23 protein-coding genes are annotated in these 20,351 nt (G+C 51.0%); 13 read left to right on the forward strand and 10 right to left on the reverse strand.

The features are described 5' to 3' along the window. Window positions 1–13 precede the first annotated feature (13 nt). The 3 genes from RT120_RS20280 to uxaC all read right to left on the reverse strand — a co-directional run bounded on the left by RT120_RS20280 (window position 14) and on the right by uxaC (window position 3,556). Window positions 14–556: a YgjV family protein gene (locus tag RT120_RS20280; RefSeq protein ID WP_312985529.1), complete on the reverse strand. Its 543-nt coding sequence runs from the start codon at window positions 554–556 to the stop codon at window positions 14–16. Window positions 557–634: 78 nt separating this feature from the next. Further along, entirely contained in the window at window positions 635–2,122 is a 1,488-nt protein-coding gene (locus RT120_RS20285) for an altronate dehydratase family protein (RefSeq protein ID WP_312985531.1), read from the reverse strand. Window positions 2,123–2,143: 21 nt separating this feature from the next. After that, the gene (gene uxaC, locus RT120_RS20290; protein WP_312985535.1) at window positions 2,144–3,556 is read right to left on the reverse strand and encodes a glucuronate isomerase; all 1,413 of its coding nucleotides are present in this window, start codon (window positions 3,554–3,556) and stop codon (window positions 2,144–2,146) included. A gap of 461 nt (window positions 3,557–4,017) precedes the next feature. Between uxaC and RT120_RS20295 the strand changes: the two genes are divergently transcribed. The 8 genes from RT120_RS20295 (at window position 4,018) to RT120_RS20330 (ending at window position 9,122) form a co-directional block, all read left to right on the forward strand. Continuing rightward, window positions 4,018–5,319 (forward strand): MFS transporter, encoded by a 1,302-nt coding sequence (locus tag RT120_RS20295; protein ID WP_312985540.1) that lies wholly within the window; start codon window positions 4,018–4,020, stop codon window positions 5,317–5,319. A 126-nt stretch (window positions 5,320–5,445) separates the two neighbouring features. Beyond that, entirely contained in the window at window positions 5,446–6,225 is a 780-nt protein-coding gene (exuR, locus tag RT120_RS20300) for a transcriptional regulator ExuR (protein ID WP_312985543.1), read from the forward strand. A 321-nt stretch (window positions 6,226–6,546) separates the two neighbouring features. Further along, window positions 6,547–7,209, forward strand: a complete 663-nt coding sequence (yqjA, locus tag RT120_RS20305) for a DedA family general envelope maintenance protein YqjA (RefSeq protein ID WP_183169693.1) — start codon at window positions 6,547–6,549, stop codon at window positions 7,207–7,209. A 4-nt stretch (window positions 7,210–7,213) separates the two neighbouring features. Further along, window positions 7,214–7,591 carry an EnvZ/OmpR regulon moderator MzrA gene (mzrA, locus tag RT120_RS20310; protein WP_312985545.1) on the forward strand — a complete coding sequence of 126 codons (378 nt, stop codon included), beginning with the start codon at window positions 7,214–7,216 and terminating at the stop codon, window positions 7,589–7,591. A 144-nt stretch (window positions 7,592–7,735) separates the two neighbouring features. Beyond that, a complete protein-coding gene (locus tag RT120_RS20315; RefSeq protein ID WP_312985547.1) occupies window positions 7,736–8,101 on the forward strand; it encodes a DUF1090 domain-containing protein in 366 nt (121 codons plus the stop codon). A gap of 31 nt (window positions 8,102–8,132) precedes the next feature. Beyond that, window positions 8,133–8,435 (forward strand): YqjD family protein, encoded by a 303-nt coding sequence (locus RT120_RS20320; RefSeq protein WP_312985549.1) that lies wholly within the window; start codon window positions 8,133–8,135, stop codon window positions 8,433–8,435. A gap of 1 nt (window position 8,436) precedes the next feature. Beyond that, window positions 8,437–8,835: a phage holin family protein gene (locus RT120_RS20325; RefSeq protein WP_002437598.1), complete on the forward strand. Its 399-nt coding sequence runs from the start codon at window positions 8,437–8,439 to the stop codon at window positions 8,833–8,835. After that, entirely contained in the window at window positions 8,832–9,122 is a 291-nt protein-coding gene (locus RT120_RS20330; protein ID WP_312985551.1) for a YqjK-like family protein, read from the forward strand. Before RT120_RS20325 ends, RT120_RS20330 begins: the two co-directional genes overlap by 4 nt. A 56-nt stretch (window positions 9,123–9,178) precedes the next feature. Here the strand turns inward: RT120_RS20330 and RT120_RS20335 are convergent, their stop codons facing one another. The 6 genes from RT120_RS20335 to RT120_RS20360 form a co-directional block, all read right to left on the reverse strand. Continuing rightward, entirely contained in the window at window positions 9,179–9,856 is a 678-nt protein-coding gene (locus RT120_RS20335; protein WP_312985553.1) for a DUF1120 domain-containing protein, read from the reverse strand. A gap of 51 nt (window positions 9,857–9,907) precedes the next feature. Continuing rightward, a complete protein-coding gene (locus RT120_RS20340; protein ID WP_409515072.1) occupies window positions 9,908–10,456 on the reverse strand; it encodes a hypothetical protein in 549 nt (182 codons plus the stop codon). Continuing rightward, window positions 10,447–12,879 (reverse strand): fimbrial biogenesis usher protein, encoded by a 2,433-nt coding sequence (locus RT120_RS20345; RefSeq protein ID WP_312985556.1) that lies wholly within the window; start codon window positions 12,877–12,879, stop codon window positions 10,447–10,449. The genes RT120_RS20340 and RT120_RS20345 overlap by 10 nt, the downstream gene beginning before the upstream one ends. 21 nt (window positions 12,880–12,900) lie before the next feature. Further along, window positions 12,901–13,602, reverse strand: a complete 702-nt coding sequence (locus RT120_RS20350) for a fimbria/pilus chaperone family protein (RefSeq protein ID WP_312985558.1) — start codon at window positions 13,600–13,602, stop codon at window positions 12,901–12,903. 161 nt (window positions 13,603–13,763) lie between these two features. Continuing rightward, entirely contained in the window at window positions 13,764–14,447 is a 684-nt protein-coding gene (locus tag RT120_RS20355) for a DUF1120 domain-containing protein (protein WP_312985560.1), read from the reverse strand. 515 nt (window positions 14,448–14,962) lie between these two features. After that, a complete protein-coding gene (locus RT120_RS20360; protein ID WP_312985562.1) occupies window positions 14,963–15,640 on the reverse strand; it encodes a DUF1120 domain-containing protein in 678 nt (225 codons plus the stop codon). Window positions 15,641–16,413: 773 nt separating this feature from the next. Between RT120_RS20360 and RT120_RS20365 the strand changes: the two genes are divergently transcribed. From RT120_RS20365 to RT120_RS20375, 3 genes are all read left to right on the forward strand, one after another. After that, the gene (locus tag RT120_RS20365) at window positions 16,414–16,806 is read left to right on the forward strand and encodes a DoxX family protein (RefSeq protein ID WP_312985564.1); all 393 of its coding nucleotides are present in this window, start codon (window positions 16,414–16,416) and stop codon (window positions 16,804–16,806) included. Between the two features lie 67 nt (window positions 16,807–16,873). Continuing rightward, window positions 16,874–17,860: a glutathione S-transferase family protein gene (locus RT120_RS20370; protein ID WP_312985566.1), complete on the forward strand. Its 987-nt coding sequence runs from the start codon at window positions 16,874–16,876 to the stop codon at window positions 17,858–17,860. Between the two features lie 129 nt (window positions 17,861–17,989). Next, complete coding sequence (locus RT120_RS20375) at window positions 17,990–18,355, forward strand: DUF805 domain-containing protein (protein ID WP_312985568.1); 366 nt, start codon at window positions 17,990–17,992, stop codon at window positions 18,353–18,355. A gap of 27 nt (window positions 18,356–18,382) precedes the next feature. Here RT120_RS20375 and yhaJ read toward each other — a convergent pair whose 3' ends face one another. Next, complete coding sequence (yhaJ, locus tag RT120_RS20380; RefSeq protein WP_312985569.1) at window positions 18,383–19,285, reverse strand: DNA-binding transcriptional regulator YhaJ; 903 nt, start codon at window positions 19,283–19,285, stop codon at window positions 18,383–18,385. Between the two features lie 104 nt (window positions 19,286–19,389). Here yhaJ and RT120_RS20385 point away from each other — a divergent pair, with 104 nt between their 5' ends. Then, window positions 19,390–20,091 (forward strand): pirin family protein, encoded by a 702-nt coding sequence (locus RT120_RS20385; protein ID WP_312985570.1) that lies wholly within the window; start codon window positions 19,390–19,392, stop codon window positions 20,089–20,091. Window positions 20,092–20,112: 21 nt separating this feature from the next. After that, window positions 20,113–20,277, forward strand: coding sequence for a hypothetical protein (locus RT120_RS20390; RefSeq protein ID WP_312985571.1), 165 nt, complete (start codon window positions 20,113–20,115; stop codon window positions 20,275–20,277). Window positions 20,278–20,351 lie beyond the last annotated feature (74 nt).

Raw genomic sequence — 20,351 nt, forward strand, 5'->3', positions numbered from 1 at the left:
TTGCGCCCGCCCTTTACTCCTTCTGCATACGCTCTTTTTCGATTTTAAACGGATCGATACCGCGCTTTTGCATCCGCCAGAAGCGAATGATATTCAGGCCGTTCATTACCAAAAAACTCCCTTCAATCAGCGAGCCGCCAATTGAGCCCAGCCAGATATTGTGGCTGACCCAGCAGGCCGTGGAGCACCACATCACGCAACGCACGGTTAAACCTTTGCAGCGAAACAGCGCCCAGGTACTGGCGACGGTGCCGACAATCGGCAGCAGCTCCATCGGGTGGTGAAGTTTGGCAAGGCCAAGAGACAACGTCAGAACGATAAAAATCGACATCACCCACAGACTGCGGGTGCGCAGCGAAACCACGGTGCGAAAGGCGTTTAGCACTGCGCTCATCCCGGCTGGTGCCGCGCCCATCAGGAAGAAATGGCAGCCGATAATAAAGCTGTACAGCGAGAGTTGCAGTTTGAAGCGTTTTTCATCGCGATTAATAAACGTCGTTATACCAATCGCAAAAGCCAGGACGCCAACGCCCTGGGCCAGCCAATACGCGGTCATTCTCTGTCCTTAAAATCATAAAAAAAACGGCGCTCGTTAACGGAGCGCCGGGGGTAAATGAACTCAGGAGTCCACAGATTATAATGTCACGCCACTCTTAAAGATTGCCAGTTCTCTGAAATCATTACGTTCATTGCAGGTCTGCTTGCCGTTAGCAAACTCGACAATGGTGTCGATAAATTGGTTCAACAGTTGCGGCATGGTCTGTCCATGCAGAAGTTGCCCGGCGTCGAAGTCAATCCAGTGCGGTTTTTTCTTCGCCAGTTCGCTGTTGGTCGCAATTTTTACCGTCGGCACAAAACCGCCGTAAGGCGTACCGCGCCCGGTGCTGAACAGCACCATATGGCAACCGGCACCGGCCAGCGCGCTGGTAGCGACGGCATCGTTGCCCGGCGCGCTCAGCAGGTTCAGGCCATGCTGGGTCAGACGTTCGCCGTAGCGCAGCACGTCCACCACCTGGCTTTCCCCCGCTTTCTGGGTACAGCCCAGCGATTTCTCTTCCAGAGTGGTGATCCCGCCCGCTTTGTTGCCCGGCGACGGATTTTCGTAAATCGGCTGATTGTGGGCGATAAAGTACTGTTTGAAGTCGTTCACCATGGTGACGGTTTTTTCAAACGTCGCTTCATCGCGGCAATGGCTCATCAGCAGTTGTTCAGCGCCAAACATTTCCGGCACTTCAGTCAGCACCGTGGTGCCGCCGTTGGCGATCATATAGTCGGAGAAACGGCCCAGCATCGGGTTAGCGGTAATACCGGACAAGCCGTCAGAACCGCCGCACTCCAGACCAAACTTCAGTTCGCTCAGTTTGCCCGGCTGGCGCTGGTCGTGGCGCATCACTTCATACAGCGCATGCAGATGCTCCAGACCGGCTTCCACTTCGTCATCCTGATGCTGGCAAACCATGAAATGCACCCGCTCAGGATCGAAGTCGCCCAGGGTTTCGCGGAACGCATCAACCTGGTTGTTTTCGCAGCCCAGGCCAATCACCAGCACCGCACCCGCGTTGGGGTGGCGCACCATGTTCTGCAACATGGTGCGGGTATTGACGTGATCGTCGCCCAGCTGTGAGCAGCCGTAGGTATGGCTGAACAGGAATACGCCGTCGGTGCCTTCGGCATCGTGGGTTTCTTTCAGGAAACGGCTCTGGATCTGACGGGCAATCCCGTTTACGCAGCCTACGGTCGGCAGGATCCACAACTCATTGCGGACCCCAACCTCGCCGTTGGCGCGGCGGTAGATATTAACGTCGCGATCCGCGGCCTGCTGTTCCAGCGTTTGCAGATCCGGTTGATAGCGATAGGTATCCAGATCGCTCAGATTGGTGCGCGCGTTATGGGAATGGATGTGCTCGCCTGGCGCAACATCGCTCAGAGCATGGCCAATCGGCAATCCATATTTAATAACGTTCTCACCTTTCGCAATCGGGCTGATGGCGAACTTATGTCCACGCGCTACCGCCTGTGGAAGCGTTAGCGTAACCCCTTCAAGGGTGACGATGCTGCCTTCTGCCAGGTCGGTCAGCGCAACCGCGACGTTATCTTGCGAATGGATCCTGATGTATTGCATATCAACCTCAAACGGCCTTAATTAGTTCAGTTCAATGGCGAAGTAGTCACGCGCATTGTTAAAGCAGATGTTTTTCACCATCTCGCCCAGCAGTTCGATATCCGCCGGCGCTTCGCCTGCCTGCACCCAGCGGCCAATCATCTGGCACAGAATGCGGCGGAAATACTCGTGACGGGTATAAGACAGGAAGCTGCGGCTGTCGGTCAGCATGCCTACAAAGCGGCTCAGCAAACCGAGCTGCGCCAGTTGGGTCATCTGACGTTCCATACCGTCTTTCTGATCGTTAAACCACCAGCCGGAACCGAACTGCATCTTGCCCGGCATCCCTTCGCCCTGGAAGTTACCAATCATGGTGCCCAGCACTTCGTTATCGCGCGGGTTCAGGCAGTACAGGATGGTTTTCGGCAGCAGGTTTTCTTCGTTCTGCTTGCTGAGCAGTTTGGACAGCTCTTCCGCCATCGGACGATCGTTGATGGAGTCAAAACCGACGTCCGGCCCCAACAGTTTGAATTGACGCAGGTTGTTATTGCGCAGCGCGCCGATGTGGTACTGCTGTACCCAACCGCGACGGGCATATTCCGCACCCAGCCAGACCAGCACGGCAGTTTTAAACTGCGCGACTTCATGTTCAGACAGGCTTTCACCCGCCAGGCGGCGAGCCAGAATGCTGTCGAGTTCGCTTTCGTTAGATTCTGCGAACAGCACCACATCCAGCGCGTGGTCGGAGACTTTACAGCCGTGCGCGGCGAAGTGGTCCAGACGTTTGGTCAGCGCGGTTTGCAGATCGGCAAAGCGGCGGATATCGGTATCAGAGACTTCGGCCAGTTTGGCCATGTAATCGTTAAAGGTGGCCTGCTCAATGTTGAAGGCTTTATCCGGGCGCCAGCTCGGCAGCACTTTAACGCTGAAGCTGCTGTCTTTCGCCACGGTAGCGTGGTGTTCCAGCGAATCCACCGGATCGTCAGTGGTGCCGACCATTTTCACATTCATCTGCTGCATGATGCCGCGTGCGGAGAATTGATCCTGCGCCAGCAGTTCATTGCACTGGTTCCAGATCTCATCGGCAGTTTTCGGCGATAGTAGTTTACCTGTTACACCAAATGGACGGCGCAGTTCCAGATGGGTCCAGTGGTACAGCGGGTTGCCGATGGTGTGAGGAACCGTGGCCGCCCATGCGTCGAATTTCTCGCGATCGCTGGCATCGCCGGTACACAGGCGTTCAGCCACGCCGTTGGTGCGCATCGCACGCCATTTGTAGTGGTCGCCTTTCAACCAGATGTCATACAGGTTTTTAAAGCGGTAGTTTTCGGCGATTTGCTGCGGCGGGAGGTGGCAGTGATAGTCGAAAATCGGCTCGTCTTTGGCGTAATCATGATACAGACGGCGGGCGAATTCAGTGTCTAACAAGAAATCTTCGGTCATGAACGGGGTCATTGTGAGCTTCCTCTGAGCGAGTGAACCAGATGCGTCCAACTATGCTGACAAAGTTATCACACCAATTTCTAGTCACAGAGAATTATTTAGTGAGCAAGATCAATAAACGCTAACAAAAAGTCCACCACTTTAGGAGTAAATCCCGGGTAAAGCCGCGCCAGCACTGGCCTTCCAGGGCCTTGTTAATAACCCTATAGAGAAAAGCACTTTTGTGATGGCTCTCAACTTTTAAAGCTGTATGACAAGTTATCTTTGCAGCCGTCGCAAAAACAGCCTCAAGGTGAAACGCGACTTTACCGGTACGGATACCGAATTGCCCCACAAACACTTTCTATGGCAAGGAACGGAACGTTTCAGCTAGACCCTGATAACGCCGCCGTTTCAGTTTTCGACACCTGCCGTAATTGGTCTGGCAGGTGACCGTGTAGATACGGTGGATTTCAAAACAATGAGGTTTTCACATGCGTAAAATCAAAGGGCTACGTTGGTACATGATCGCCCTGGTCACCTTAGGCACCATACTGGGTTACCTGACTCGTAACACCGTGGCGGCGGCTGCGCCGACGCTGATGGAAGAGTTACATATTTCCACCCAGCAGTATTCTTATATTATCGCTGCGTATTCCGCGGCTTACACCATCATGCAGCCGGTCGCAGGCTACGTCCTTGACGTACTGGGCACCAAAGTCGGCTACGCGATGTTTGCGGTCCTGTGGGCTGTTTTCTGTGGCGCAACCGCGCTGGCAGGCAGCTGGGGCGGCCTGGCGCTGGCCCGTGGCGCAGTAGGCGCAGCAGAAGCCGCGATGATCCCGGCTGGCCTGAAAGCTGCCTCTGAGTGGTTCCCGGCTAAAGAACGTTCTATCGCCGTTGGTTACTTCAACGTCGGTTCTTCGATTGGTGCGATGATTGCGCCGCCGCTGGTGGTCTGGGCAATCGTGATGCACAGCTGGCAGATGGCGTTCATTATCTCCGGCGTCCTGAGCTTCGCCTGGGCGATGGCCTGGCTGATTTTCTACAAACACCCGCGCGATCAGAAAAAACTAACGGAAGAAGAACGCGACTACATCATTGGCGGCCAGGAAGCACAGCACCAGAAAGACAACGGCAAGAAGATGTCTCCGTGGCAGATCATTCGTAACCGTCAGTTCTGGGGTATCGCGCTACCGCGTTTCCTGGCAGAACCGGCCTGGGGTACGTTTAACGCCTGGATCCCGCTGTTCATGTTTAAAGTCTACGGCTTTAACCTAAAAGAAATCGCGATGTTCGCCTGGATGCCAATGCTGTTCGCTGACCTCGGTTGCATCGTGGGGGGTTATCTGCCGCCGCTGTTCCAGCGCTGGTTTGGCGTTAACCTGATCGTCTCCCGTAAAATGGTCGTAACCATGGGCGCCGTGCTGATGATTGGCCCAGGTATGATCGGCCTGTTCACCAGCCCGTATGTGGCCATTGCGCTGCTGTGCGTCGGTGGTTTCGCTCACCAGTCTCTGTCTGGCGCGCTGATTACCCTGTCTTCAGACGTATTCGGTCGTAACGAAGTGGCAACCGCAAACGGCCTGACCGGTATGGCGGCCTGGACCGCGAGCACCATGTTTGCTCTGGTTGTGGGCGCGCTGGCTGACACCCTCGGCTTCAGCCCGCTGTTCGCGGTACTGGCGATATTCGACCTGTTAGGCGCGGTCGCTATCTGGACGCTGTTGCAAAACAAACCGATGGCGGAATTGCAAAAGCAGGCTCCCGACCCTAAACCCGCCGCGCAACATTAACCGGCGTCACTAAATTGACTCACAGCCGCCCTCCAGGGCGGCTTTTTTGATCCCGCAAGTGGAGCGTTTGCCGTAAAAGTGGTATAACAAATCAATGTTGTCCCGCAGTTCATTTCGGAGTTGCATATGGAAATCACAGAATCTCGCCGACTTTATCAGCAGCTCGCGGCTGAGCTGAAAAGCCGTATCGAGCAAGGCGTTTATCTGGTGGGTGATAAATTACCTGCCGAGCGCTTTATTGCTGATGAAAAAAACGTGAGCCGCACTGTGGTTCGTGAAGCCATTATCATGCTTGAAGTGGAAGGCTACGTTGAGGTCCGCAAAGGTTCGGGCATTCACGTGATTTCTAATCAGGCCAAATACCATACGATGCCGGATGAACAGCAGTTTGAGTTCGCCAGTTATGGTCCGTTTGAGCTGTTGCAGGCGCGCCAGCTGATCGAAAGTAATATTGCTGAATTCGCGGCGACGCAGGTGACCAAGCAAGACATCATGAAATTGATGGAAATCCAGGATAAAGCGCGCAACGAGAAATGCTTCCGCGATTCCGAATGGGATTTGCAATTTCACGTTCAGGTTGCTCTGGCAACCCAGAACAGCGCCCTGGCGGCGATTGTCGAAAAGATGTGGACCCAGCGCGTCTATAACCCGTACTGGAAGAAACTGCACGAGCATATCGACGCCCGCACCGTAGATAACTGGTGCGACGACCATGACAAAATCCTAAAAGCACTGATTCGTAAAGACTCCCACGCGGCGAAATTAGCCATGTGGCAGCACCTCGAAAACACCAAACAAATGTTGTTTAACGAAACCAGTGATGACTTTGAATTTAATGCCGATCGCTATCTATTCGCTGAAAATCCTGTGGTTCATCTGGACACTGCCGCCAATAGCGTAAAATAATCTCTATTCTCCCGGTGAGGGTAAGCAAACCATGTATAGTGTCAGCGTTTGTAAATACCCTCGCCAGCGCCTCCCCCAGTCAGCAAAATCAATCGTCAACAACGCGCAAATTTTCTGACGCAATGCGCTGCGCTTTGTTACAATTAGACGCAATTCTTGGCTACAGTGTAAGTACCCACTCACTTTGCCAACCTGACAGGGAATAGTGCAGGTGCGATGAATGCATAGCTTGATGTGGCCACCCAATTAATAATCACAACGTCCACGATGCTGTTTCCTTTATAAAACCTTTGGCTTTAACCGATGTGCCAGGAAAATTGAATGGAACTGTTTACCCAACTGTTAAACGCGCTGTGGAGCCAGGACTTCGAGACGCTGTCCAACCCCTCCATGGTGGGTATGTTGTACTTTGTGCTGTTTATGATTCTGTTTCTGGAAAATGGCTTGTTACCTGCCGCGTTCCTGCCGGGAGACAGTTTACTTGTGCTGGTGGGCGTGCTGATTGCCAAAGGGACGATGGGCTTTCCGCAAACCATTTTGCTCCTTACCGCGGCGGCAAGCCTCGGATGTTGGCTCAGCTATATTCAGGGGCGATGGCTTGGCAATACGCGGATTGTGCAAAACTGGCTTTCCCATTTGCCCGCGCATTATCACCAGCGCGCCCATCACCTGTTTCATAAGCACGGTTTATCCGCGCTGCTGATTGGTCGTTTTATCGCGTTTGTGCGCACGCTGCTGCCCACCATCGCCGGGCTTTCCGGGCTGAATAACGCGCGCTTCCAGTTCTTCAACTGGATGAGCGGGTTGTTGTGGGTGTTGATTCTCACCACGCTTGGCTACCTGCTGGGCAAAACGCCGGTGTTTTTAAAGTATGAGGACGCGCTGATGAGCTGTCTGATGCTGCTGCCGGTGGTACTGCTGGTATTTGGTCTGGTGGGATCGTTAGTGGTGTTATGGAAGAAAAAATACGGAAATCGAGGTTAAAAGGATGCGACAAAAACGGTGGACCAGGCTCACCTTTGCTACAGGTGGAGTCCTGGCGCTGATCTCACTCTGCGTGGCGCTTTCCGCGCTGCGTAATACCGAGTCGACGCTGGAAATCCGCGCCACGGCGCAGGGCGTCGCCATTCCAGACGGCTTTTCCGTCTGGCACCATCTTGATGCCAACGGCATCCGCTTCAAAAGCATTACGCCCCAGGACGATATCCTGTTGATTAAATTCGATTCCAGCGCGCAGAGCGAAGCCGCCAAAGAGGTGCTTTACCGCTCGCTGCCGCATGGCTTTAGCATCGCACAACAGGAAGAAGACAACCTGGCTTCCAGCTGGTTATCCCGTCTTCGTAGCGAATCCCGCCACTTAGGTTAAGACTTCCAGGATTCTGAATCTTTTCAGTTTCTTTGGGGTTTGCGTCATTACTTACTATGCTTAGTAAGCGCAATCCACTTCACCCGCGCCGTTAATAATCTGGAACATGCAGCGTTTTGCTGCATCACAATGGAAGGTTTATCAATGAAATACCGCACTATCCTGGCATGTATCCTTTTCTCAACGACCGCTGCGCAAGCCGCCTCGTTATGCCAGGAGAAGGAACAGGAAATCCTTCGAGAAATTAGCTATGCCGAAAAGCATAACAATCAAAATCGCATCAAGGGTCTGAACAAAGCGTTAAGTGAGGTTCGCGCTAACTGTTCCGACAGCGATTTACGCGCTAAGCATCAGCAGAAAATTTCCGAACAACAAGCTGAGATTTCTGAACGTCGCGCTGAATTACATGAAGCGCAGCAAAGCGGCGACCGAGAAAAGATTTCTAAACGCGAGCGGAAACTGAAAGAAGCTGAACAGGATTTAAAGGCTTTGAAGGCTCGCGATTACTGAGCGTTAACCTCACTCACTGGAGAGAAGAACTATGTCAAAAGATAATACCGATCATTTGCGCGCAGAGTTGAAATCGCTGGCTGATACGCTTGAAGAAGTGTTGAGCTCATCCAGCGACAAATCGAAAGAAGAGTTGAGCAAATTACGTGGCAAAGCCGAACGCGCGCTGAAAGAGAGCCGTTATCGCCTGGGCGAAACCGGCGACGCCATTGCAGAACAAACCCGCGTAGCGGCGGCACGTGCCGACGATTACGTTCGTGACAATCCATGGACTGGCGTAGGTATTGGTGCGGCAGTCGGTGTCGTACTGGGCGTACTTCTGTCGCGTCGTTAATATGGCAGAGTATCGTCAACCTCAAGGGCCGGGTAAAGGCGTTCTCGGCATCGGACAGCGCATTATCACCATTATTGTCGAAATGGTGGAAACGCGTGTGCGCCTGGCGGTCGTCGAGCTGGAAGAAGAAAAAGCGAACCTGGTTCAAATTCTTCTGATGCTCGGCATGACCATGCTGTTCGCGGCATTTGGGTTGATGAGCCTGATGGTACTGATTATCTGGGCTATCGATCCGCAATACCGTCTGAACGCCATGATTGCGACAACCGCTGTGTTACTGGTGCTGGCGCTGATCGGGGGATTGATGACGTTGCGAAAAGCGCGTAAATCCACCCTGCTGCGCCACACACGCAAAGAGCTGGCGAACGATCGTGATTTACTGGAGGAGGATAAGTCATGAACAAGGCTGAACGCGAATTGCGCAAAGCCATGTTGATAACCCAGGTCCACCAGCAGCGGCTCGACCTCGCGTCGAGCCGACGCGACTGGCTTGAGGTCACCGGCTCCTACGATCGCGGCTGGCATACGTTATTAGGCCTGCGTTCATGGTTACTGGTCGGCAGTAGTGTTGGCGCAATCTGGACCATCAAAAACCCGAATTTCCTGCTGCGCTGGGGGAAACGTGGGTTTGCCGCATGGAGCGCGTGGAAGCTGTTGAAGAATACGGTGAAGGATCAGGCGCGTTAGATTAGAAATGTTATTAACGGAGCAGATGACTTTACTCATCTGCTCCGTGTACTTATTTAAATATAAACAAGAGCAATCGTGGCGGAACCATCAAAGCTAGCCTGGTCGGTAATTGCCAGTGTATCGGTACCTTGTATTGCTGCAATTATCCATAATGGATATACAGTCACTTTTGCCGCTAAAGGAGTATCCTGCCCTACAGCTGCGGTAGCAAGAATGCGCTGATCTGCGGGATTAAATAAACCCGTCGTATAATTCTCAAAGGGCTCACCATAATCGCTTCTCAACAAATCAACTTTAACGCCATCACTTTTTAAATTGGCTACATCTACTGACAAAGTATATGTACCGATATTTACCCCCTCTGAAGTCTTACCTAATCCCAGACCATCACGGGTTATCGTTAAATCATACCCGGCAGGATTGGTATCATTGATCACAATACCTTCTATAGCGGAGTCAGAGCGGTTATCAGTAATACTAATACCTACCGCAATGGGATTATCACACGTCACCGTTAAATTTTGCGTCTTATGTCCTAACTGATTTGTTTCTGTTTTACTTAAATTACCAAGAGGAATATGACCAAAATCAACGATACCGCCATTTTCTAACGTCGGCACGCATGAGCCGCTGCTAAGTTTCCCGGTAACTTTTAAATCAACAGAGTTGGCCGCATTGGCGACGCTCGTTAACGCACATAAAACTAATATACTTAACAAATGAATTTTCATCTTCTTTCCTCGAGTTAAGGTAACATGAGCCAGTTGCTGTCAATGCAGTGACTACTCTGTTTCCACATTAAAATGCAGATCGCTTTCTGTTTTTGTTTTGTCACTGACTTGCGTATCACGCTCACTGAGCGCCGGACGCACGGTGAGCATCACGGAAAATTGCTGGCCTTCCAGGATTTGCTCACCGCTGACTGGTACCAGCCCTTCGTTGTCCTGTAACAGCTTTTTATCGCTGGCGGCGCCATTAAGCGTAAAAGACCCATGGCTAATGGTTTTGCCAAGCATTACCGGCTTCCCGTCCAGCGTGGCGTTGGAGGCGGTCACCAGCATTATGCTGTCAGCGCCAAAACGAAAACCGTCATCCTGTGTGCCGCCCTGGGCAAAAATCGCCATTTTTACCTGGCCGTCACACATCGCGGTCATTTGCACATTTCGGTCGTTCAGGATCTTCCAGCGTTTATGCTGCCCGCTATAGTCGCTGTCGTGCACTTTGCCGTAGTTAATTTCCGCGCGTGACAGTGATAACTGGCATTGCGCCTGTGCGAGGCCGCTAAACAGCAGCATCAAAGCCAGGCCGGTACGATATCGTTTCACTGACATACCCCTTTGGTTTGTTCGTAGAGTTCGTTGACGTCACGTTTTTCCACCAGCTGGTAGTCGATGCGGCACTGGCGCTGGCCTTCATCGTTCGCCATATATAGCGCCTTGACCTGCTCTACGTCGTTAAGGAACACCAGACCATCATCTACCGCTGTCGTAATGTAGTTGCCTTCTTCATCAAGCAGCGCAGTGTTTTTCGGCAATGGACTGCCGTTCGCCATCGTGACGTTGAGCATTACACGGCGTACTTTGAGCACACTAAAACTCACGTTACTCACGGAACCATGTCCTGCCGCCATAACGGAAATGCCGTTATCAACGTCAATGTTTTTAGGCAATGTATCGGTGTTCATTTCAACGCGCGCCGCTTTGTAAGCAGGCAGTGACGGTACAACCGCCTGGCCCCAGTGGTCGGTCCATACCAGGCCATCCGGCGTGGAAATTTCTACGCCGCTCACGTGATCGCCAAGGTTGGCGATGGCGTAGGTGTCCTGTACCGCATAGGGTGAGAAGGTCACGCCGTTGTTATGCGCCACTACGCCGCCATTCAGCGTTACGCTGTTGTTGCGACTGTCTGCTCCCTGAACCCCGGCGCTCAGCCCCAGTTGCGTATAATGCAGATTGCTACTGATCGCACCATCGAAGCTATTTTGGTTGTCCTGGTTATCATGCTCGGTCGAGACGGTGTAATAGGTGTTACGCCCGATGTTCCCGGAAGTACTTAACCCACTGTGGGTTTCGTTGCCGGTTTTACGGGTATAACCCGTCAAACGCTGGTTCCCTAAAGGCACCGATACGTTGACATACAGCATGTCGCCATAATTCGTGTTGTTTCGGTAATCGCTGTTATCAGACGGATTAAGAAGACGTTGCCAGTTCACCGATACCGAGGCCCAATGGAACGACTTGCCCCATGAGGCGGTCATGTAACGAGAATCATCGCTCCCTTGATCCCCCTGGTTCAGGCTATAACCCAGTGAAAACGCCCCCACTGTTGAATTGCCCCAGGAGGCATTTGCGCTGTATTGCCCGGTGTACTGCGTGAAATCATCGTCAAGCGTATCAGTGAGTTCACGGTACCCCGCAGAGTAGCGGGTGGCGGAGACGGAAAACGCCAGATTTTTCGCTGCACTGACGCTGAGATTAATGTTGCCGCTATAACCCTGATTACCGCCGTACGCATCGCGAGAGCCGCGTAGGACGGCAGAGAGAACGGTGTTGCTGAAGGGCTGAATATCCGCCTGGGTGGCAACTGCCTCATAGTCGTCAGCCATCATCGCGCCTGCGCTCAGATTCAACTCAGGACGTAATCGCCAGCCGTCAGAAAAGGTAGCTAACCTGGGTTGCCTGCCATCATCGCCCTTATCTTGAGTACGACCTATCGCCACAGACAACCCTTGCGGTGCGGAAAGATGATTTTTTCTCAACGCATCTGCCGGAATGGTGTAGCGGCTTTGCGAGCCGTCGGTCTCGATGACTGTCACATCCAGCGCAAGACTAAGACTGGAGACCGGTACATTCTCCAGGGTAAAAGGTCCGGCAGGCACCAGGGTGGAATAAACCAGACGCCCAGCCTGTTTCACTTCGACACGCGCCTGAGGCGAACTGGCGATACCCGTGACGGTAACGCCACTGCCGCCGCTATCTACCAGGCCACTTTCCGGAAAAAACTGCACACCGTTAATTGCCGCACCGGAAAAAAGCGTATTGCTGACGTTAATCTGCCCCGCCTGCATCTGCGACTTTATGCCTTCAAAGGTATGCTGCACGTAAGTGTAGAGCGCGTCGCTATTGGCCTCGCCATCCATACGCGTCATCATCTGACTGCTGCGCAGCAACCAGTCACGGATGTTGATGCCATCTTCCAGAGACAGCTGATCGTAGCGGCTTGTCGACCCGCCATAACTGGACTGCGACGAGATTAATGAATAGTTGAGCAGCCCGGCAGTACCGCCATGCGTGACGTCTGCCGGAAAGATGACATCATTTGTTAGGGCTTCTTGCGGCACAACGAGAGAAAGCTTCTCCTCTCCAGGCAGTGCGTTTACCGTTGTAGTAGGGTAATTCTTTTTATAGTCGTAGCACTCGGTTTCATCCGGTTTCTCAACACGCAGTGAAAAAGGAACCTGTAATCCCGCTCGTTGCAAAAATGCCTGGTCCACGCACAGCTCGCCTTCTTTACCGAAGCGCGCCGTCACCTGTCCCTTTTCATTGCCATTGACAATTAAGGACACGGGCTGGCGGCCAGGCATAAATTTAGAAGCATCTGCAAAATAATCGCCAAGCGAAGCGTCCAGCCCGCGAGTTTTTAAAATATCCATATCAAATTGCGCATCCTGGCTAAACGCCGGGAAGCTGTATAGCGCCACCGGAGCCAGGCAAAGACAAATCAGTATGGAGATCCGCTTAATGCGATTATTCATTTTTATAGGAGAAATCAAATATTACTGAGCTGTTAACGATGCGGTATAGCTATCCACCTGAATCCCGTAGCGGCTGGCTGGAGTAAATTTAATTTGGGTATTTCCTGAAGCTCCTTTCGCGACTTGTGCAGTTAACGTTTCGCCCGGCAGAATATATGTTTTAGACAGCTCAGCGCCAGCATGGGATGGCAGCAATTCAACCTGCGGAGCCAGACGAACCACGTATGGGCTGGGATTTTTAACGGTAATTTGCTTACCCGAGGCACTCCAGCTCAGTAATGTCCAGGCGTCTTTCACCACCGGTAAATTTGCCGGATGAATTAGTACTGGAATATCCTGGCGAATATTAAAACCAACTTTATTTTTACCCGGCGTTTTCTGCGGTATTCCTTCAAATGTCACGCGCTTGAGGTGTTCAACAGTTAATGGCGCATCGCTTTTCATAATAAAACGTAAGTGCTGGGTCTGGCTGCCTTCAACACGCACTACCGGCTGCGTTACCATCAAATGAATGCCTTTATCATCGGCAAGATCGACGACATTGGTATAAAGCAGGGCGGCTTTCGGATCGGTGTTTTTTATATTGATGCTGCCACCTTCGTCCGACTCATTAATAATCAATAAAGATGTTTCCGGGACCATCCCTGCCGCCAGTGAAACACTGCCATGGCTAAACCCAATAACCGTGATCGCCAATAACAATGCATTTTTTTTCAGTTTCATAATTTACCTATCCAATAATGTTAGCTAAGCGCCAATTCTGGCATGCGCCTATAGTTATTTAATAGAATGGCAGACACTATCACCCGTTACTGAATGATTTATTTAGCAAATTTATACATCACAGACACCATTGAGGTTGGATTATTTACCATGTGTGTATTTTACAGGTAAACCAATGAAATCGTTGTGGAACCATCCAGCGATGTAGTATCGCTTAGGTTTAACGTATGAGCGCTCTGAACGGCTGCTGTCACCTTTAAAGGCCAAGTAAAGGTTTTAGCGGCAACGGGTACATAAGCGTCCGATACCAATATAGAGGCGGTTATTGTAAAGGTTGGATCATCTTTGATTTCACCAGCACCTGAGTCGTACCAATTACCACCTCCATAACGACTCACCACGTTAACTTTAATGCCATCCGCCATGACATTATTTATATCAGTATAAATTGCGTATGCACCTAACTTGACCCCAGCAGCAGTTTTACCGAGCCCAAACTCATAACTCGCATCGTTAAGATCTTCATTGTTATATTTCGGCGCTTTAATAGTTAATGCCTGGAGACTTTCTTTTTTATTATCCGTTACTGTCCAACCAACCGGCATCATTTGTGTACACGCGATGGTGAGTGTTAAAAAGCGTGAACCCAGTTGGTTTTCTTGCGTTTTACTTAATGTGCCAAATGGTATGTCTCCAAAGTTAGCTTCGCCTCCGTTACTTAAGGAAGGCGTACAGGCTCCGCTTTCAAAAAGCGCAGAGATTTTTAAATCTACGCTATCGCTGGAAAAGGCACTGCCAGCCATCATTAAAAAGCCTAAAAGACATGTCGCGGATTTTTTAAACATATTTTCACCTGCTCTTAACGGCGGAACGCAAAGGCGTAAAAACAGATGCCTCACTTAATTACATATAAACCAAAAATAGTAGCTAACCCATCAAAATTGGTATTATCAGTAATTGCCAACGTATCATTACCCAAAAAAGATGCGGTAACTCACAGAAGATAAAAATAATTTTTCGGGAAGCGGAGCAATTTTATCCTTTTAATCGGCAGTAAAATTGCGGGGATTTCCATCTAATTTATTACTTGCCACATCAATAGCAGATACCACCCAACGTGCCGTGCATGCCCAATTACCTACTTTTCCGTTGAATTTTAAGCAGTTAAGTTTGCTGCCTGCGCACCGTTTGCCAACGCCAACAGGCAACCACTTTATAAGCAAACCTATTTTCTGATGTTAATGCTGAGAGGCTAAATACAACGCCGACTTGCAATAAAATAACAGACTTCCGATGGTCAGCCCAAAATAAGCAGTCGCTACCTCTGGCCGCAACGTTATTTCATTACTAACGAGCAAATTTAGATATAGCTCAGAGAAATCGTCGCCAGACCATCCAGATTGGTATCTTCGGTAATTTTCAGGGTATCGGTGTCCTGTACTGCAGCGGTGACTTTCAGCGGGAATACACCTACTTTAAAGGCTTTCGGCGCAGTCTCACCGGTAACGCTAGCGGTAAAGGTACGAATGCCCGGCTTGGTTACGCCTTTCGTGCTTTTCGTCCACAGGGTGGTATTGCCATGGCCCACGTTATCAACTTCCAACAGGTCTCCCGCTGTTCCGTCATAGGTTACGCCTGTCGTTTTCGCTACGATAGAATAAGAACCTAATTTCACTTCGCCCGCTTTACCCAGGCCGTATTCTGTAGTGGCCTCACTTACGTCGCTATCATCAGCAGCTGCTTTGGTTAACGTTAGAGGCTGAAGGGAGTCAGCATGGCCATCCAATGTGGTCCAGCCCATTACCATTGTGTTATCACAAGTAATAGTCAGAATGACGTCTTTTGAGCCCAGTTGGTTAGTATTTGTTTTGTCCAAGTTACCCACCGGAATGTTACCAAAGTTAACTTCATTCTTGTCGAGGGATGGCGAGCACGCAGCGTTGATCAGTACGCCTTTTACCGTCAAATCGGCAGTGCCAGCTGCCATCGCATTACCCGTCACACCAGCCAGAACCAAGGCTAAAAATGCCTTTTTCATTTACTTATCTCCAGTTAAAAGAAATATCTTATTAACGTCATATTTACCGTTAATAACATTCATAAAAAAGATAAAAGTTAACTAAACGTTAGACAATGAATGACGAGTTTAACATTCAGATGATTCATCTATTTGAATAACCATTAACGATTGATAGTGATAATCTAACATCACTGTTCCTATCGAATGAGGCTACGATTCGCGTCCAAATATAAACAATATTTCGCTCTTCATCGACACATCAATAAGCAAAAAGAGTTTAGCTATTCTTATATTAAAAAGTCTTAATATCTGAATTCATCCTCTATGCATGCAGGATTTAAAATAACTTACACTTAAATTTATTCTTATTTCTTATTATTCTGTAAAATATCAATTACTCATAACAATCAGAGTGAATGATTTTATAGTTATATCCTATCGGTGCAAATGGCAAAAACTGCCTTTTTTTACACACTATTCATATAAAGCATCTATTTAGTTGTTAAGTAATCTTTTTATTGTTCACCATTATATATTCCATAAATTAATTAATAAAATTAATATATGTAAATGATGGTTTAAGTTTTTAAAAAATCATCTTCGCTATTCATTTCGCCTGCCCCCGCTCATCAAAAAATTTGAACATTTATGGCAGATATTCTCGCTAACAATTCTTTCCTGCCACGCTTACTATCCTCTCTATCAGTTTCGAATCCCACTAACCAGTGGAAAAATCAAAATAATTACGGCTTAACGCCAGCTAACCGCACACTAAAAATTCGGAGAATAAAATGAAAAAATTTGAAGATAGTGGAATTTTAATCGCACGCATCCTGATGCCAATCCTGTTTATCACCGCTGGCTGGGGCAAAATCTCCGGGTACGCTGGGACTCAGCAATACATGGAAGCGATGGGCGTTCCGGGCTTTATGCTGCCGCTGGTGATCCTGCTTGAGTTTGGCGGCGGTCTGGCAATTCTGTTTGGCTTCCTGACCCGTACCACCGCAATTATCACCGCTGTCTTTACGCTGCTGACGGCTTTCCTGTTCCACAGCAACTTTGCCGAAGGCGTGAATTCGCTGATGTTTATGAAAAACCTAACCATTGCTGGCGGCTTCCTGCTGCTAACCATCACAGGTCCTGGCGCTATCAGCATCGACCGAGTGCTGAATAAAAAGTGGTAAGCCAACTATACTGAATTAAAAAAAAGCGAGGTTGTTCCTCGCTTTTTCCATTCCGAGGAGGAGTAAAATGGGACAACTGGTTGACGGCGTCTGGCACGATACCTGGTATGACACAGCCTCAACGGGCGGACGTTTTAAACGTTCAGAATCCGCGTTCCGCAATTGGCTGACCGCTGATGGCGCGCCGGGCCCCAACGGCAAGGGTGGTTTCGCCGCAGAGAAAGATCGTTACCATCTTTATGTTTCCCTTGCCTGCCCCTGGGCGCACCGCACGCTTCTCATGCGCAGTTTAAAAGGGCTGGAGTCGTTTATTTCCGTCTCCGTTGTGCATCCGCTGATGCTGGAAAACGGCTGGACGTTTGGAAAAGACTTCCCGGATGCGACGGGCGACACGCTCTACGATCATCAATTTTTATACCAGCTTTATCTCCATGCCGATCCACACTACTCAGGCCGCGTGACGGTGCCGGTGTTGTGGGATAAGAAAAATGAAACCATCGTCAGCAACGAGTCGGCGGAGATTATCCGCATGCTGAACAGCGCCTTCGACGCTCACGGTGCACGTGCCGGCGATTACTATCCGCCAGAACTGCGCGAGAAAATCGATGAGCTGAACGGCTGGATTTACGACAACGTGAATAACGGCGTGTATAAAGCCGGGTTCGCCACCAGCCAGCAGGCCTACGATGAAGCAGTGGAGAATGTCTTTAGCCATCTGGAACGGCTGGAGCAGATTTTAGGCCGCCATCGTTACCTGACCGGCAACCAGCTCACCGAAGCCGATATTCGCTTGTGGACCACGTTAGTGCGCTTCGATCCGGTGTATGTGACCCACTTTAAATGCGATAAATACCGCATCAGCGATTACCTGAACCTGTACGGATTCCTGCGCGATATTTACCAGATGCCAGGCATCGCTGAAACGGTCAATTTGGCCCATATCCGCAATCATTACTACCGCAGCCATAAGACGATTAACCCCACCGGGATCATTTCTATCGGGCCGGAGCAGGACTTAAGCGAGCCCCACGGGCGCGATGAGCGCTTCCGCTAAAACTTCAGGGCATCCTTCGGGATGCCTTTCTATTGACTCGGAGAATATTTACCACTCATTCATTCACGTCTATTCTTGAAGTGATCGCTTACAAAACAAGTGATTATTGCTGAAAGAGGCGCAGAACAAATGGATTGGTATTTTAAAGTTATTCGTAACTATGTGGGTTTTGGTGGCCGCGCGCGTCGCAAGGAATACTGGATGTTCGTGCTGGTCAACGTCATTTTAACAACCGTATTGAGCATTGTGGACAGTATTCTCGGTTGGCAAACGGCCAGCGGCCAGGGATATCTGGCGGGTATTTACGGGCTGTTGGTGTTCCTGCCCTGGTGGGCGGTGCAGTTCCGCCGCTTGCACGACACCGACCGCTCCGCATGGTGGTTACTGCTGCTGTTAATTCCGGTTATTGGCTGGGTCGTGATTTTCATCTTCAACTGCCAGCGCGGCACGCCGGGTGAAAACCGTTTCGGTCCCGATCCGATTCGCGAAATCTAATGGCCGCAGTGCGGCCATCTTCTTCAGTTAGTTACGCAGGTGGGCGAACAGTTTGGGGATCTCGCGCAGACACCAGGCTTTCGCCTCCCCCATACTGTCGCGCCGCCAGGCCATAATGATGTCGATTTCATGGGTCGATTCCGGGCTTACTACGCGCAATCGCCCTTCCGCGATATCTTTTTCAACCAGCGGATACGGCATGGTCGCCACGCCCATTCCCGCCAGCAGCGCGTTTCTTTTATCTTCGATAGAACTGACTGTCAAACGCGGCTGCTTATCCAATAGTTGCACCGTTAACACCGGGCGCTCGCGGGCGGTATCCGCTACCGCCACGCCGCGGTATTTCACACGTGTCACTTCAGAAAGCGGCTCCGGCTCCTGATGAATCGGGTGATCCGGCGCGGCGACGTAAACGTTCATCAGGCTGTAGAGCTTGCGGGAGTTGATTTCAGAGGACGAACGGAAGTGCATATCCGGCGCGATAACGATATCAGCCCGCCCTTGCTCCAGCCGCTCCCAGGCACCCGCCAGAACTTCAGTAATAATGGAAAGCTGGGTATTAGCTTTATCTGCCAGTTTATCCACTAACGGAAACAGCGCGGAGGTGGGCACCAGCGCCTCGGTGACGAGGGTGAGATGGGTTTCCCACCCACGCGCCAGCGCTTCGGCATCGGTGGTGAGCTTATCGGCGGCTTCCAGTAGTACGCGCCCGCGCTCCAGCAACATACGCCCCACATTGGTGAATTTGGTGCGGTGCCCGGAGCGGTCAAAAAGCACCACGTCCAGCTCCTCTTCCAGCTTCTGCATGGTGTAGCTGAGCGCGGATGGAACTCGCCCCAGTTCATCCGCTGCGGCGGCAAAGCTGCCGCGCCGGTCGATTGCGTCCATGACGCGTAACGCTTCAAGCGTCAGTGCTCTTTCTTTAGCCATCGGGTGCTCATTCAGGAAATTTGAACATACCCAGCAGATTAACTGGCTAACAATGCAGCGTCCAGAGCCTTAACATAAAAGCTGGTAAAGAGAGGTCAAGAATTATGATTACGACGAGAACAGCCAAACAGTGCGGGCAAGCTGACTATGGTTGGCTGCAAGCTCGCTACACCTTCTCCTTTGGGCACTACTTCGATCCAAAATTACTGGGTTATGCCTCCCTGCGGGTGCTTAACCAGGAGGTTCTGGCACCGGGCGCGTCCTTCCAGCCGCGTACTTTCCCGAAGGTCGATATTCTGAATATCATTCTGGAAGGCGAGGCGGAATACCGTGACAGCGAGGGCAACCACGTTCGCGCCTCCACCGGAGAAGCGCTGCTGCTGTCCACCCAGCCGGGCGTCAGCTATAGCGAGCACAACCTCAGCAAAGACCAGCCACTGACGCGGATGCAGCTCTGGCTGGACGCCTGCCCGGAACGGGAAAACCCGCTGATCCAAAAAGTGGAAATCCTGCCCCAGGCAACCCAACTGTTAGCGACGCCGGATGGTAGCGACAACAGTTTGCAGTTGCGCCAGCAGGTCTGGCTACACCATATCGAACTCTGTGAGGGTGAGCGCCTGTCGTTCCAGCTTCATGGGCCACGCGCCTATCTGCAATCGATCCACGGCACCGTACATGCGGTGTCCCATAACGATGAGAAACAGACCCTCACCTGTGGCGATGGCGCGTTTATTCGTGACGAAGCTAACGTAACGCTGGTTGCAGATTCACCGCTGCGGGCATTACTGATAGATTTGCCGGTGTGAGGACTGTCCGGGAAGGATGATATGAAAAAAAACAAAGGAAAAGCGAAGCAATCCGCTGCGCTAAAAGAGCAGGCTGCGACCGCTGCGCCTTCAACACCTCAGGAATGGGGCTATGAAGAAATGCTGACCGAACTTGAAGCGATTGTCAGCGATGCCGAACAGCGGCTTGAGCATGAAGAACTGTAAAATTCGAAACCCCGCCAAGGCGCTGGGGAATCCCCAGTAATGTGCGGGTAAAAAAGGACGGGCATAGAGTTTTG

Source organism: Atlantibacter sp. (genome assembly GCF_032062175.1).
In the GTDB taxonomy this organism is placed as follows: Bacteria; Pseudomonadota; Gammaproteobacteria; order Enterobacterales; family Enterobacteriaceae; genus Atlantibacter.